The organism is Streptomyces sp. BBFR2, from assembly GCF_044497305.1.
GTDB lineage: Bacteria > Actinomycetota > Actinomycetes > Streptomycetales > Streptomycetaceae > Streptomyces.
Genome location: NZ_CP172415.1, coordinates 1,038,580 through 1,053,525, shown reverse-complemented (window position 1 = coordinate 1,053,525; position 14,946 = coordinate 1,038,580). Strand labels below are relative to the sequence as shown.

Sequence of the window (14,946 nt, the reverse complement as noted above, 5' to 3'; positions counted from 1 at the left end):
ACCAGCTTTCCACCGGCAGGCGCCGGACACCCGGGAAGGCGGAGCGGAGGCGCGGTCCGGCTCCGCCACCGGAGCCAGCCGTCCCCGTCCCACCCACCGACCACCCCCTTCACCCCCCGCACCCCCTCTGCCACGCTGTGCACCGCCCCCCCCCGCCCCGTCGATCTCGTCCGGAGCCCGCCGATGAAGCGCCTCGCCCTCTCCGCCCTGGCCGTTCTCCTCGCCGCCACCGCCGCCGCGCCCGCCGGGGCCACGCCCGCCCCGGCTCCCGGTGCGGCGCCGGTCGCGGCGGGGAAGCACCGGCCGCACCCGGGCAGCTCCCTGCTCGACACCGTCCCCCGCCGCGGCACGCTGCGGGTCTGCACCACCGGGGACTACCGGCCGTACACCTACCGCGACCCGAAGACCGGTGCGTACTCCGGGATCGACATCGACATGGCGAAGGATCTGGCGAAGAGCCTGGACGCGAAGCCCCGGTACGTCGCGAGTACGTGGGCGTCGCTGGTCGGAGATCTCACCGCGGGGCGGTGCGACGTCGCCATGGGCGGGGTCTCGATCACGTTGCCGCGGGCCCGGAAGGTGGCGTTCAGTGAGCCGACCCGCGAGGACGGCAAGACACCGATCGTGCGGTGCGCGGACAAGGAGAAGTACGGGACGCTGGAGCGGATCGACCGGCCGGGGACGCGGGTGGTCGTCAATCCCGGCGGGACGAACGAGGAGTTCGCGCGGGCGCGGCTGAAGCGGGCGGAGATCACCGTGCACCCGGACAACACCACGATCTTCGACGAGATCATCGCCGGTCGCGCCGATGTGATGATGACCGACGCGGGGGAGACGCTCTACCAGGCGAAGATCCACCCCGAGCTGTGCGCGCTCCACCCGGACAAGCCGTTCACCTTCTCCGAGAAGGCGTACGCCCTGCCCCGCGGCGACGCCGAGTTCACCGCGTACGTCGACCAGTGGGTCCACCTGGCGACGCACGACGGGACGTACCGGGCGTACGAGGACGCCTGGATGAAGTGACGGGGGAGGGGAGCGGTGAGGAGGGTGTACGGAGAGTGAGGGTATGTCCCTCCTTCTTCCCGCGTTCTCCCGCCGCCCGCCCGCCCCTGGGCTACGCTCCCGGGCCGGAGCCACCGCCGTCGGCCCGGTGGCAGACCCCACGAACCGGTACAGATCGCAGGTATCGGATACTTGGTCGGTTGGGGCCGGCGTTCCGGGAACGGTGCGCGGCGGGCACCCGACAGAGCGTGACAATCGGCGGAAGGGCAAGACCTCGTGGCAAGGGTTCGAAGAGGCGTACGCGTCATGGGCGCCGTGCTGGCGGCGGTGCTCGGCGCCTCCCTCGCGGGGTGCAGCAGTACCGGAGGCAAACGTGCCGAGGACGCGCGGGCGGCACAGGCCGCCGGCGGCAGGGCGGCGGTGAACACCCCCAGGTGGACCTTTGCGATGGTCACCCACTCCGGGGACGGCGACACCTTCTGGGACATCGTCCAGAACGGCGCCCAGCAGGCCGCGGCCAAGGACAACATCAAGTTCGTCTACGGCCACGACAAGGAGGCCCAGCGGCAGAGCCAGTTGGTGCAGTCCTACATCGACCAGAAGGTCGACGGGCTGATCGTCACCCTCGCCAAGCCCGACGCCATGAAGGACGTCGTGGCCAAGGCCGAGAAGGCCGGCATCCCGGTGATCACGGTGAACTCCGGCGCCGAGGAGTCGAAGAGGTTCGGCGCGCTCAGCCACATCGGGCAGGACGAGACGGTCGCCGGTGAGGCGGTCGGCGAGGAGCTGAACCACCGCGGCCGCAAGAAGGCCCTCTGCGTCCTGCACGAACAGGGCAACGTCGGCCACGAGCAGCGCTGCGACGGTACCGAGAAGGCGTTCAAGGGCGAGCTGGAGAAGCTGTACGTCGAGGGCACCAACATGCCCGACGTCCAGTCGTCCATCGAGTCCAAGCTCCAGGCGGACCCGTCCATCGACGCGGTCGTCACCCTCGGCGCGCCGTTCGCGCCCACCGCCGTCAAGGCCAAGGAGCAGGCCGGCAGCAAGGCCGAGATCGACACCTTCGACCTCAACGCGCAGGTCGCCGACGGCCTGAAGGACGGCTCCCTCGGCTTCGCCGTCGACCAGCAGCCCTACCTCCAGGGGTACGAGGCGATCGACCTGCTGTGGCTGTACAAGTACAACTCCGACATGCTCGGCGGCGGCAAGCCCGTCCTCACCGGACCGCAGGTGATCACCAAGAAGGACGCCGCGGCGCTCCAGGAGTACACCAAGCGGGGCACCCGATGAGCCCGGCCGGAAAGGACGCCCCACCGCTCGCGAAGACGGCGTCCGGCGACGAACGGCTGCTGCGCCGCTCGCCGGTGCACCGTCTGATGGGCCGCCCCGAGCTGGGCTCCGTCGTCGGCGCCGTCGCCGTCTTCCTCTTCTTCGCCTGTGTCGCCGAACCCTTCCTGCGCGCGTCCAGCCTCTCCACCGTCCTGTACGCCTCGTCGACGATCGGGATCATGGCGGTCCCCGTCGCGCTGCTGATGATCGGCGGGGAGTTCGATCTGTCGGCCGGGGTGATGGTGGTCAGCTCGGCGCTGATCTCGTCGATGTTCAGCTATCAGATGACCGCCGACACCTGGGTCGGTGTCGGGGTGTCCTTGCTGGTCACCCTGGCCATCGGGTTCTTCAACGGCTTCCTGCTGACCCGGACGAAGCTGCCCAGCTTCATCATCACGCTCGGCACGTTCTTCATGCTGACCGGCCTCAACCTCGGCTTCACCAAGCTGATCAGCGGCACCGTCTCCACGAAGACCATCGCCGACATGGAGGGCTTCGACTCGGCCCGCGCGCTCTTCGCCTCGCATCTGACGCTCGGCGGCGTCGACATCCAGATCACCATCGTGTGGTGGCTGGTCCTGGTCGCCGTCGCCACCTGGATCCTGCTGCGCACCCGCGTCGGCAACTGGATCTTCGCGGTGGGCGGCGGCGACGACGCGGCCCGCGCCGTCGGCGTCCCGGTCGTCAAGACCAAGATCGGGCTGTACATGGGCGTCGCCCTCGCCGCCTGGATCTCCGGCCAGCACCTGCTGTTCTCGTACGACGCGATCCAGTCCGGCGACGGCGTCGGCAACGAGTTCCTCTACATCATCGCGGCGGTCGTCGGCGGCTGTCTGATGACCGGCGGCTACGGCTCGGCGATCGGCTCCGCGGTCGGCGCGTTCATCTTCGGCATGACCAGCAAGGGCATCGTCTACGCGCAGTGGAACCCGGACTGGTTCAAGTTCTTCCTCGGGGCGATGCTGCTGCTCGCCACACTGCTGAACGCGTGGGTGCGCAAACGGGCGGAGGAGAAGGCATGACGGCCCTGGTCGAGCTGGCCGACGTCAGCAAGTTCTACGGCAACGTCAAGGCGTTGGAGGGTGTCTCGCTGGAGGTGCACGCCGGGGAGATCACCTGCGTACTCGGCGACAACGGCGCCGGGAAATCCACCCTCATCAAGATCATCGCGGGGCTGCACCAGCACGACGCGGGCACCTTCACCATCGACGGGGAGACCACCCGCCTGGTCAACCCGCGCGACGCCCTCGACCGGGGTATCGCCACGGTCTACCAGGACCTCGCCGTCGTCCCGCTGATGCCGGTGTGGCGCAACTTCTTCCTCGGCTCCGAGCCGACCCTGGGCCGCGGCCCGTTCCGCCGCCTCGACGTGCGCACCATGCGCGAGACCACCCGCAGTGAGCTGCTGCGGATGGGCATCGACCTGCGCGACGTGGACCAGCCCATCGGCACCCTCTCCGGCGGTGAGCGGCAGTGCGTCGCCATCGCCCGCGCCGTCTACTTCGGCGCCAAGGTCCTCGTCCTCGACGAGCCGACGGCGGCGCTCGGCGTCAAACAGTCCGGCGTCGTCCTGAAGTACGTCGCCGCCGCCCGGGACGCCGGGCTCGGCGTGGTGTTGATCACCCACAACCCGCACCACGCCTACCTCGTCGGCGACCGCTTCGTCCTCCTCAAGCGCGGGGCGATGGCGGGCAGCCACGCCCGGTCGGAGATCTCGCTGGAGGAGCTGACCCGCCAAATGGCGGGCGGCAGCGAGCTGGAACAGCTCAGCCACGAGCTGGCCCGCGCGGCCCCCGGGGAATTCCCCGGCGGCCACCGCCCGAGCTGACGCCGCCCGGGGGCGCGGGGGGCGCTCGCGCCCGCGCCCCCACGCCGCGGTGCGCCGGACCTGGCCGGTGATGCACAATCGCACCAAACCCGTGCACCCGGGCTCCCGACGACCGGACGGCCCGCGCACCGCAGCCCCGGCGGAACCCCCGCCCGCACACCGAGGCCCCACCGGCCTCCCGACCCGCAGGGACGAGACGACTCTTGCGCGCACACAGCCGACCGGGCCACCGCCGCAGCCACGGCGAGGCGGGCCGATGAGTACGTACCGTGAACGCGTCCCGAAGGGGCCCGCCCGGGCCACCGTGCTGCGCACCGCCGGGACCCGCGAGCGCCGCTCCCACCTGACGGCGCCGCGCGTGCCGACCGTCGGCATCGACATCGGCGGCACCAAGGTCATGGCGGGCGTCGTCGACGCCGACGGCGCGATCCTGGAGCAGGTGCGGACCGAGACGCCGGACAAGTCCAAGAGCCCGAAGGTCGTCGAGGACACCATCACCGAGCTGGTCCTCGACCTCTCCGACCGGCACGATGTGCACGCGGTCGGCATCGGCGCCGCCGGCTGGGTCGACGCGGACCGCTCCAACGTCCTCTTCGCCCCCCATCTGAACTGGCGCAACGAACCGCTCCGCGACCGCCTCGCGGGCCGCCTCGCCGTCCCCGTCATGGTCGACAACGACGCCAACACCGCCGCCTGGGCGGAGTGGCGCTTCGGCGCCGGACGCGGCGAGGACCACCTCGTCATGATCACGCTGGGCACCGGTATCGGCGGCGCCATCCTGGAGGACGGCCAGGTCAAACGCGGTAAGTACGGGGTGGCCGGCGAGTTCGGCCATATGCAGGTGGTGCCCGGCGGACACCGCTGCCCGTGCGGCAACCGCGGCTGCTGGGAGCAGTACAGCTCCGGCAACGCGCTGGTCCGCGAGGCCCGGGAGCTGGCCGCCGCCGACTCCCCGGTCGCGTACAACATCATCGAGCGGGTCGGCGGCAACGTCCCCGACATCACCGGGCCGCTCATCACCGAGCTGGCGCGGGAGGGCGACGCGATGTGCGTCGAGCTGCTCGCCGAGATCGGCCAGTGGCTCGGCGTCGGCATCGCCAACCTCGCCGCCGCCCTCGACCCGTCCTGCTTCGTCATCGGCGGCGGCGTCAGCGCCGCCGACGACCTGCTGATCGGCCCCGCCACCGACGCCTTCCGCCGCACCCTGACCGGCCGCGGCTACCGTCCCGAGGCACGGATCGCCAAGGCACAGCTCGGCCCCGAGGCCGGGATGGTCGGCGCCGCGGACCTCGCCCGGCTGGTCGCCCGCCGCTTCCGGCGCGCCAACCGCCGCCGGGTGGAGCGCTACGAACGCTACGAACGGACCGGGCGCCGATGACCACCCAGGACCTCACGGGCGCCGCCGCCCCGCCGCCCGCCGCCGCGCCGCGCCGGGAGACGCCCCGCTGGCTGATGGCTGTGATCGTCTTCCTGCTGGTCACCATCCCCGCCGGCTACATCGTCATCTCCGCGGAGCAGAGCCGCGACAGCGGCGGCACGAAGGACGCCGAGGCCGCCGCGACGGGCCTGACCAACGCCTTCCCCACCAAGGTGCAGCAGCGGATCTACAACGTGCCGGTGCCGATCGGTTCGACGCCGGTCTACTACTACGAGACGAACTCCTGGGACACCAGCTCGCTCTTCGTCCAGTTCCGCACGAACGAGGTGGGCCTGGCCCGCTACCTGAAGGCGATCGGCACCAGCACCGACGCCCTCAAGAAGGGCGAGGTCACCATCACGCCCCGGCAGTCGGCACAGGTCGGCTGGGACTTCACCGGCGACGGCCAGTTCGCCGGCCTGCGCGAACACCGCGCGAAACCGCAGCCCTCGCAGCAGATCACGGTGAGCTTCGACGAGCCGGGGCATCCGGTGGTGCATACGGTGTCGACGGTGGAGTTCTGAGGGGCGGCCGCTTCCGCGAGGCCGTGGCGCCTTGCCGGCCATGCGGTCCGGCGCCTCGTACGGTGAGGTGGCGTACGGGCGTGGAGGCCGGCGACGGGGCCGGGGTACGGCGCCGACGTTGTGCGGGGCCGGGTTATGGCGCCGGGGCGGGTCGGCGGGGGCGCGGGTGCCGGAGCGACGGACCGGTGCCTGCCGGGTTCTGGGCGTACCTTGGGCCGGAGACGGCGTGTGTGGGCCGGGGACGGCGGTCCCGCGGGGCGGAGACGGGCGTGGGTAGGGATCGGTGGTTCCTGAGCCGGGCGGGCGTGGGCGCCCGACAAGGGGACGGCCGGGGCGCCGTGCAGGGCCGGGAGCGGGCCCCGCACGGCAAGTCGGCCCGGCTCGTCCCTCAGCGGGGTCCGGGGCCGTCCTTGGGGGCCGGCGGAGCGGCCTGGGCGACGGCTTGGGCGGCGGACGGATCGACGTGCGGGGAGCCGTCGCTGTACTGCCGGTTCTCGGCGCGCAGGCCGTTGGCCAGCCCCAGCATGCCTTCGGTGAACTCGCCGATCTGCTTCGACCGCATGTCCCGCAGTGCCGCCTGCGCGGCCGCGACCGCGGTGACGACGGCATCCTCCAGCGACTGCGGATCGTCCGGGTCGATGACCGACGGGTCCACCCGCAGCGAGGTCAGCGTCCCGTCCGAGTCCACCTTCGCGGTGACCAGACCGCCACGCGCGTGCCCGGTCATCTGACTGTCCTTCAGCCCACCGAGCCCGGCCAGGTTCCCCTGGAGAGCGCGCATCCGCTCCGTGATCGCGGCGATGTCGAAGGACGAACTGTCGGCCATGGGCGGTGCTCCTCGGGGGTACGGGACGGGCGCGGACCGGGCCGCCCGGCGGCCAGGTGCGGGAACGGCAGCGGTCCATGGCCATCCTGCGGGCCGGGCCGGGCCCTGCCCATGTCCCTGTTCTGGGGGTCTTCGCCCTGGTACAGCGGCGGAGAGCGTGGCCGGGGCGTCCTCCGCGGAACGCCCCGGCCGGGTGGTCGGTCACTCGCAGTTGTCGACCACCAGCCCCTTCGGCGCGCCGTGCTCCTTCAGCCCGGCGATCAGTTCGGCGCGGGTGAGGTGCCACAGCGTGCTGTCACCGAGGCGTTCGAACGCGTACTCCGCGAGCATTTCGGGGGTCAGCACCCCGTTGGTCTCGACGAGTACCAGGTCGGCACCGGGGGTGAAGTCGCCGCCCCGGGAGAGATCCACGGCCCGTCGCAGCAGCGCCTTGACGACCTCCCGCGGGTCTTCGGGGCCCTCCCCGAACATCGCCCCGTTCAGGTGCAGGATGCGCGGTGGCTGCGCCCCGCCCCGGCCGCCCGTCGCGAGCAGGGGCGTCAGAGGTGCCTTGGCCGTCAGCGCCGTGGTGTCCACCGCGCCCATCCGGTAGCGGACCTGGCCGACCGCCGTACCGGTACGTGCCTGTGTGGTGGCGTCCCACACGATGGCCTGGAGCCGTCCCTGGACCAGCTCCTGGTCGGTGACGAGCGGCACCGGGGGAGCGGGGAGAGCCGGGGCGGCGGTGACCTGGGGGGTGTCGGGGGTGCGTGCCGGGGAGGCATCCAGGTTGGCGAAGGGCAGCGGCGCCGGGGCCTTCGGCGTCTGCTCCGCCATGGGCTTCTGGGCCTGCGGTGCCAGGGCCTGCGGTGCGGCCGCCTTCAACACTGGCACGCCGCCATTGTGCGGCAGGACGCGGGAGAATTCTCGCAGCACCGGCGGCATCCCGATCGGCGTCGGCTCCGGCACGACGACCGTGCCCTCGTGCACGGAGCTCTCGTCGTCCGAGGTGTCGGTGTCCTCCCTGTCCCCGAAGTACCCGAGATCCTCGGAAGCCTCCTCTTCCCCGGCCTCCTTCTCTTCATCCGTCTCTTCGGCGATGGCCGGAAGCTTCCTACCTCCCGCGAGGTGTCGCGCCGCCGGTCCCGTCCGCGGCGCGGGCATCTGCCGTGTCTCGGTGCCGTCCTGCACCGGCATGCCCTGCGAGGCGGAAGCGTCCTGCTGCTCCGTCGTCGGCTTCGTCACCGGGGCGTCCGGCTTCACCGGGATGCCGACCGTCACCGGCGTCAGACCCGAGACCTTGCCCAGGAACTCACCGCCGCGGTAGTAGCGGAACGTCACCCTCACCTGGCCGGTGCGGATCTCGTGCGGCTGGGGCGTCTTGGTACCGGTGAGTACGCTGCCGCTCTCGATCAGCGTGCCGCCGTCCCGCGACTGGCTGCCGCCGCCGACGGAGACGGTGCCCCGCAGTGTGGACGCGCCCACGTCGCCCTCGGCGCCGAGCTGTAGCCGGGCCGAGCGCTGTGTCGAGTCGTGCTGGGCCACGCCGTAACGGTGCCCGGCCTGGACGGCCTGCACCGCCTCGGCGGCCGTGTCGGTCCGGACCAGCTCCAGCTCCTCCGGCAGGTCGACGGTGGCCGTGACGCGGACCTGCTCGCCGGCCTCCTGCCACAGGTCGAAGCCGAGCGAGGCACTGGGCGGCAGATAGCCGTCCACCGGCACCTGCACGGTCGCCATGTGCACCAGCCACGCCTTGAGCGTTTCGCGGCTGAAGGCGTACTCCGCCTGCTGACGCCAGGTCCGGCGGCTGCTGACGGGCAGGGCGTCCCACCGGCCGGAGCCGAGATGCCGGGTGGCGCCCACCGACAACATCTGGTGGAGGCCGCCGACGGAGTCGAGGCTGCGGATGACCCATGAGCTGTCGGGCACCACGGCGGCCGGCGAAGCCGTGCCCGGCGCCGCGTTCTCCACCAGGACGGCGAAGCCGGCGGGCACGGTGCCGACCGCCCGGCCGGCGCCGCTGCGGGTCAGTGACGCCGAGAGGGGCGTCAGCCGGTGGCGCAGCCGGTCGGCGGCGCGCAGCAGCGTCAACGTCTTCAGCGTCCGCCCGTGCCGCAGGACGCGCGCCACACCGTGGAAGCCCGTGGCCGCTGCGAGGCGTGCGGCGCCCGAGGGCACGATGGCGACCGGGGGCACCGGTCGTGCCGCCAACTGTTCGCTCTTCGTGTGCAGGGTGCCCAGGGCCGCCTGCACCGCGCGGGCGCCCTGGCGGGCCACCGCGCGGCGCACAGCGCGCGGTATGCCGTCGCCCCGCGCCTCCATCGCGAAGTGGAGCAGGATCCGGCCGTGGTGGAGCGCCGAGTCGACCTTGCTCTTGGTGGTCCGGGCGGTCTTGCCCGTCGTACCGGCGATCGAGACGGTGTCGCTGCCGGTCACCGTGGAGACGTTGACGCCGCCCACGAGCTTGACGCCGGGTGCGATCGGGGCGGCGGCCGTGACCGACAGGCTGTGGCTCGTGGACGCCCCGCCGGCCAGTGCGGTCACCCCGTCCGTGCCGCCTTCGCCGAACGTCCGCTCGGCGCCGACGGTGAACTCGGTGACGCCGGCCCGTACCCCCTTCCCGATGTCCGTCACCGAGGCGGTGACGGAGACGACGCCCCCGCGCACATCGATGAACAGCGGCTGGTCCGCCGACATGCTGCGCAGCTTCTGCGTGAGCTCTTCGGCGGACAGTGCGTCCGCGAGGTCCTCCTTGACCCGCTGCCAGCGCCGTGCCGAGCCGAAGACCCGCCGCCCCCGCTCATCCAGCGCGCCGAGCAGCGTGACGAGGTCCGCGACGGAGTCCGGCAGCGTGACGTGCTGGACGATGTCGCTGTCTCCGAGGCGGCCGGTACGGGTGATCCGCTCGGGCGCCGGGATGTCCGGGGTCTGCTCGTGGCCGCTGCCGATGGCCTCACGGGAGGGGAAGGCGAAAAGTGCCGAGAGATGGCTCGCGGCCGTAAGGATCTTCCGCTCCTGCTGCGGTGCGAGCGCCGCGGCGCCGTCCACCAGGAGCTTCTCCCGCAGCTGCGCCGGATCCGGTGTCGCGGGCCGCTCGACCACGACGGTGAAGGCGAACGAGAGCGTCCCGTCGAACAGTTCGTACGGCTCGACGGTCTTGCCCTTGGCCACCGAGACGCCACCGGTGTCCAGGGCGTGGCCCGTGGTGGTGTCGGTGTTGCTGGTACGGGTGTACTGCGCGGTGACCACGGACGGGATCTTGGCGACCGCGTCCCCGATGACCTGGGTCCGCTCACGCCGGTCCCGCATCACACCGGTGGTGGCGGTCCGTTCGGTGCCGGTCTCCGACTCGAAGGCGGGCACGGTGCGGCGGTGGCGCATCGTGTGGGCGGTCAGCCCGGCCAGCGACACCTCGGCGGTGATGTTGCCGGCCCGCACCGTGAGCGTTCCGAAGGTGCCGGGCTGCCGGCTGAGCTGGGGGATGCGCGGTCGCAGCGCCCGCGGGTCGAGGACGGCCGCGAGCTGGGTCTCGGCCTGCGGCCAGTGCGGACCGAACACCGGCTGCAGCGCCTCGCGGAGGGCCGCCAGCGGGCCCCGGCGGTCGCTGATGCTCAGTACGTGGTCGGTGAGGGCGAGCCGGCGCCCCTGGGTGACCCGCAGCGGTGGCTGCACCGTTGTGGCCTGCGGCGGGTGCTGGGCGGCCGTGCGCTTGTGGTGCGCGGCGGCCGTCAGCTCCTGGTCGCGGGTGAAGACGTGTACGCCGTCGGAGCTCGGTGTGCACAGGGACTTCGGGATGGCCACGATGAACGGCAGGACGGCACCCTGCTCGGCGGCCGGTGTCGGGATGCGCTGCCCATTGTCGTCGGTGACGTCGAAATCGACGGTCGCCTCCGCGGCGAACACCACCATCGGCTCCGCGAACCGGGCGTTGGCCATGCTCTTGGCCTGCTCCGCGGCGCGGGTGCCGGTACGGGCCCGGGTGGTGCGGCCCACGCCGCCCGTCGGCTGGAGGTAGCCCTCCTTCGGCAGGGCGTGGTCGGTGCCGCCGAGCAGCTGCCAGCCGCCCTCGTGCCAGACCAGGTGGCGCAACGCGTGGCCGCTGCCGGTCTCGCTGAGGACGTTGAGGTCGGCGCTGTCGATCGTCCGCAGGTACCGCAGGGCTCGCAGGCCGGCGCCCGCCGAGATGGTGAGTTTCCTGCCGGCGGCGCCGGCCAGAGGTGCGCTGGCCAGCCGGTTGCCGCGGGTGAGACCGCTGATCTCCGCCGCGAAGTGCTCCCGGCGGAAGCTGCTGCGGTAGTACGCGCCGAGGCGCTCCCACTCCTCCTTGGTGAAGACCGACCGGCCGATGGTGTCGATCCGCTGCCGGATCCACACCTGCCACGCACCGGACTCCCGGCCCGGGGCGGGGTGTTCGGGGAACAGCTCGAAGCCGCCGCCGGGGAACAGGTCGAAGATGACGGACGAGTCCGGCAGCCCACCGTTCCACACCGAGAACGGTGGCCGGTGCACGGTCTCCGTACCGGAGAACGTCCGCGGCGCCAGCTGCCGCACCTGCCGCCGCGGCGGCGGCAGGACCTGCCGGTCCCCGCCGGCCGTCCGCAGCTCCTGCAACCAGGCAGCGGTGAAGACCGTGGCCGCGTCGGCCCGTTCGGTCTCCGCGGTCTCGGACAGAGTGCGGAACCCGATCGTGGTGCACGCCGCCGGAAGCGGCTTCGGGCCGCTGTCCGGGTGGATGAACTGGACCCGGACCAGGGCCACACCGTCGAAGACCGAACCGGGCGTCTTGTTCTTGACGGCCGTGCCGGTGCGGGCGGAGCGCGACGCGAGGGTGACGCGGTCGCTGCCGTCCTGCTCGCGGCGCTGGGCGGCCCCCTTGAACGGCGCCCCGCCGACCGAGGCGGCTTGCCCGCCGGCGGTGACGGAGGCATGGAAGCCGTCCGACGAGATCTCGCTGACCGTACGGGACACCTCGCTGCCGACGGTGAACTCCGTCAGCTTGGTGTCGTGCACATGGCCGATCGAGGCGACCTCGGTGGAGAAGAGCACCGAGCCGAGACCGTCCGGCAGCACGATCTCCAGCGGCTCACCGTTCATCGTCGCGGTGAACTGCTCGTGCAGCAGCCCGAAGTCGATGCGGGCGAGCAACTGTCCCCGCACCTGCGGCCAGGCGTCACCGAACTCCGCCTGTCCGACATCGTCGACCGACGGGCCGCCGGCGACCCGCTGCGCGAGCAGCTCCGCCACGCCGGCGAGCCGGTTGCCGTCGAGGTCACAGGCGTAGACGTCCTGCACGATGTCGGTGAAGCCGATGGCCAGCAGTTCCCGCACCCGGGGGGCGGGCAGCCGGTGGACGGCCGGTCCGCCGGTGTGGTCCGCCGATTCCCACTCGGGGACCAGCACCTCCGTGGGCAGGGTGACGGTGATCCGCTGCGAGCCGGCGGGCAGGCCGTCCGGGCGCGGGTCCTCCAGGGACAGCGGTTTGCCGCTCCCGTCGGTGGCGCGGATGCCGGAGAAGTCGAGGGTCAGATCGGCGACGGCCCGTACACGCAGAGCCTTGGACGAGGTCTTGGCCCGGGCGGTGACCCGGTCCACCTGCTCGCTGCCACCGCCGCCGGCGGTGTGGTGCTGCCCGGTCACCGAGAGGTCGGCGCGCACCTTGGTGACCGAACCGCGCGCTGCGCCGCCGTAGACGACGTTGTGTCCCCCTTCCACGGTGTGGCCGGTGCCCGAGCTGGTGTCCGTGCCGGTCTCGAACTCGACCTTGGGCAGGACCTCGGCGGTCACCGCGTCCCGCAGCGATCCCCCGATCTCGATCTCACCGGACCAGCCCGGCACCTCGATGGGCACCCAGCGCTTGCCGCCCCGGCTCAGCCCGGACAGCCACGGCTTGATCTGCTCCGTGCCGAGGTGGTCCAGGAGCTGGCGCTGTGCCGCCTCGGCCGCCTCGCTGCCGAGCGTCCTGCGCAGCACCGGCAGCAACGCATCGACCAGCTCCTCCGGACGGTCCCCGAGAACGGAGACGTGATCTCCGGCGCCGAGCTGCCCCTGCGCCAGCCGCACGGGCGGCGCCGGCAGCGGCGCGTCGGACGTCTTCTCCTCTCCGGCCTTCTCCTCCCCGGCCTTCTTCTCGTCCTTGGCCTTCTCCTGGTCCCCGTGCCTGCCCTGCTCCTGGCCCGGGGCGGCGGACTGCCGGCGGGTGGCGGACGCCGCCTTGGGGCGGGGGACGGTACCCGCCGGGCTCAGGACGTTCGTCGTGCCGGCCGGGGCGGGCGCGGTGGAGAGGTAGTGCTCCTGATTGCTGTCGGTCAGGGTGCGGACCACATGGACGGGGTGGCCGCCGTCGGTGAGGGCGTTCCACCTGGTGCCGCCCCTGTTCAGCACCGACAACCGGAGCGCGGGGTGGACCCGGGTGAACAGCAGCGGGACCAGATCGCCGCCGATGCCGTTGTAATGGCCCGGGGTCGCGATGTCGGTGACGATCTCCTGGAGGATGCCGGTGGCTTCGAGCACCGTGCGCCAGGCGTCGATGTCGAGGGCCGGTTCGTCCAGCCGCTCCGTCAGGTCCTGCCGGTTCGCCAGTTGCGGAGCCGCGAGATATTCCTGGATCCGCCTTACGTGGGCGGCGCGGTCGGCGTACCGGTCGAGGTCGTCCCGGCCCCGGAACGCCTCGGCCAGTGCCGCGACGAGCTGGTCCCAGAACACCGGGTCGCTGTCGGCGACCAGCTCCTGGAAGGCGATGACGAGCGGGGCACGCAGCGCCGCGATGTCCTCGGCCAGACCGAAGGAGGCCGGGTTCTGTCCCTGGGCGCGGAGCGAGTGCAGGACGGCGTGGAAGAAGCAGTCGCCGTTGGCTTCGACGGACCGGGGCTCCAGATCCGACGCCTCCAGGACAGCCGTCTGCTGCTGGTCCACCCGGAGCGCTTCCCACGCCCGGCGCCGGGCCTGCCGCTCCTGTTCCCGCCGCGCGAGGGCGTCCTGCCGCTGCTTCTGCCGCTGAGCGTCTTCCCGCTTCCTGTGTCCGGCGGCTTCCCGCCGCGGCGCGACGGCGCGCTGTGTTACGGCGGTGTTGTTCCGTTCCTCCGCCCCCTCGCGCTTCTCCGTCGTCACCGGCGGGGCTGCCGTGATCCGTACGACGCCGTCGACGGGCGGCTCCCAGGTGACCCGGTGGCCGCGGGTGAGCGGCGTGCGGTCCAGCTCCGGCCGGATGAACCGGTCCTCGAACTCCTCGTGCGTCAGGTACTCGCCGAGCGCCGTGACATGGCCCTCGGGACCCGCCTCGACCTGCCAGAGCAGCCCGTTCTCCGGCGCCGGAACCTGCTGTGCGCGCAGCAGGTCGAGCAGGAGCGGATCACGCCGGTCCTGCGCGGTGCGCGGCGGCACGTACCAGCCGGACGGGGTACGGATCGCCCGCGCACCGGTGTTGCCGAGGCCGAGCAGCGTCCCCTCCGGGGACAGCCGCATGGACAGCAGACCGGGGACGAGGAAGGTGGCGTCGAAGACGTCACTCTTCCAGCTCACCAGGCCCAGGGAACTGTGCGTGCGGATCGTGACCCGGACGTAGGCGTCCGTGGAGTCGTAGACACCCCAGAACGTGTCCGTCGCCGCGCCCTCGACGCGGTTCATGGCCCAGCCGGCGGTGCCGTGCGACAGGCTCAGGGAGTGGCCGGTGGACGTACCGCCGTTGACCGTGCCGGTGTCGGTCCCGTTCTCGCTCAGCGGGTACGGGCGCGAGCCGGACAGGCTGACGCCGTTGGAGCGGCCGGTGGTGGCGGAGAAGCCGGTGTTCTGCGAGCCGTAGTCGCTGCGCTCGCTCGTGCCGGGCCGGGTGGTCCGGAAGGCACCCGGACGGACCGGCACGATCGCGAGCTGGATCGTGCCCTGGGTGTCCGCCAGCAGCTGATCAACGGTCAGCAGGTCTGCCTGCAACTCATGGAGTGAGCCGGTCAGGCCGTGCTGGATGACGTGCCGGGCCAGGACGTTCGGGTCGATCAGCTTGCGCAGCGTGTCCTGCGCGAGGCGGCCCCGGCCGGCGAGGTCGCGC

The 14,946-nt window shown here is 72.3% G+C and carries 8 protein-coding genes (1 of these 8 only partly in view); 6 read left to right on the top strand and 2 right to left on the bottom strand.

Annotated elements, in window-relative coordinates; translation table 11 throughout:
* The first annotated feature begins 183 nt into the window (after positions 1–183).
* The 6 genes from ACGH2B_RS03600 to ACGH2B_RS03575 all read left to right on the top strand — a co-directional run bounded on the left by ACGH2B_RS03600 (position 184) and on the right by ACGH2B_RS03575 (position 6,100).
* Positions 184–1,023 (top strand): transporter substrate-binding domain-containing protein, encoded by an 840-nt coding sequence (locus tag ACGH2B_RS03600; RefSeq protein WP_399083942.1) that lies wholly within the window; start codon positions 184–186, stop codon positions 1,021–1,023.
* A gap of 285 nt (positions 1,024–1,308) precedes the next feature.
* Complete coding sequence (locus tag ACGH2B_RS03595; RefSeq protein WP_399083939.1) at positions 1,309–2,292, top strand: sugar ABC transporter substrate-binding protein; 984 nt, start codon at positions 1,309–1,311, stop codon at positions 2,290–2,292.
* Complete coding sequence (locus tag ACGH2B_RS03590; protein WP_399083936.1) at positions 2,289–3,353, top strand: ABC transporter permease; 1,065 nt, start codon at positions 2,289–2,291, stop codon at positions 3,351–3,353. Before ACGH2B_RS03595 ends, ACGH2B_RS03590 begins: the two co-directional genes overlap by 4 nt.
* A complete protein-coding gene (locus tag ACGH2B_RS03585; RefSeq protein WP_399083933.1) occupies positions 3,350–4,159 on the top strand; it encodes an ATP-binding cassette domain-containing protein in 810 nt (269 codons plus the stop codon). The genes ACGH2B_RS03590 and ACGH2B_RS03585 overlap by 4 nt, the downstream gene beginning before the upstream one ends.
* Positions 4,160–4,415: 256 nt before the next feature.
* Positions 4,416–5,537, top strand: a complete 1,122-nt coding sequence (locus ACGH2B_RS03580) for an ROK family glucokinase (protein ID WP_399083930.1) — start codon at positions 4,416–4,418, stop codon at positions 5,535–5,537.
* Positions 5,534–6,100, top strand: coding sequence for a hypothetical protein (locus tag ACGH2B_RS03575; protein ID WP_399083927.1), 567 nt, complete (start codon positions 5,534–5,536; stop codon positions 6,098–6,100). The genes ACGH2B_RS03580 and ACGH2B_RS03575 overlap by 4 nt, the downstream gene beginning before the upstream one ends.
* A 388-nt stretch (positions 6,101–6,488) precedes the next feature.
* Here ACGH2B_RS03575 and ACGH2B_RS03570 read toward each other — a convergent pair whose 3' ends face one another.
* Positions 6,489–6,926, bottom strand: a complete 438-nt coding sequence (locus ACGH2B_RS03570) for a YbaB/EbfC family nucleoid-associated protein (RefSeq protein ID WP_399083923.1) — start codon at positions 6,924–6,926, stop codon at positions 6,489–6,491.
* Between the two features lie 201 nt (positions 6,927–7,127).
* Positions 7,128–14,946, bottom strand: partial view of a protein-glutamine glutaminase family protein gene (locus ACGH2B_RS03565; RefSeq protein WP_399083919.1) — the final stretch only. 49,139 nt of this gene lie beyond the right edge of the window; the window shows 7,819 of its 56,958 coding nt (coding positions 49,140–56,958); its start codon lies off the right edge, out of view; it ends in the stop codon at positions 7,128–7,130.

What these genes read in the sequence shown, in the direction of transcription:
- ACGH2B_RS03600 (WP_399083942.1), top strand. Translation starts at nt 184, where the DNA reads ATGAAGCGCCTCGCCCTCTCCGCCCTGGCCGTTCTCCTCGCCGCCACC.
- ACGH2B_RS03595 (WP_399083939.1), top strand. Translation starts at nt 1,309, where the DNA reads ATGGGCGCCGTGCTGGCGGCGGTGCTCGGCGCCTCCCTCGCGGGGTGC.
- ACGH2B_RS03590 (WP_399083936.1), top strand. Translation starts at nt 2,289, where the DNA reads ATGAGCCCGGCCGGAAAGGACGCCCCACCGCTCGCGAAGACGGCGTCC.
- ACGH2B_RS03585 (WP_399083933.1), top strand. Translation starts at nt 3,350, where the DNA reads ATGACGGCCCTGGTCGAGCTGGCCGACGTCAGCAAGTTCTACGGCAAC.
- ACGH2B_RS03580 (WP_399083930.1), top strand. Translation starts at nt 4,416, where the DNA reads ATGAGTACGTACCGTGAACGCGTCCCGAAGGGGCCCGCCCGGGCCACC.
- ACGH2B_RS03575 (WP_399083927.1), top strand. Translation starts at nt 5,534, where the DNA reads ATGACCACCCAGGACCTCACGGGCGCCGCCGCCCCGCCGCCCGCCGCC.
- ACGH2B_RS03570 (WP_399083923.1), bottom strand. Translation starts at nt 6,926, where the DNA reads ATGGCCGACAGTTCGTCCTTCGACATCGCCGCGATCACGGAGCGGATG.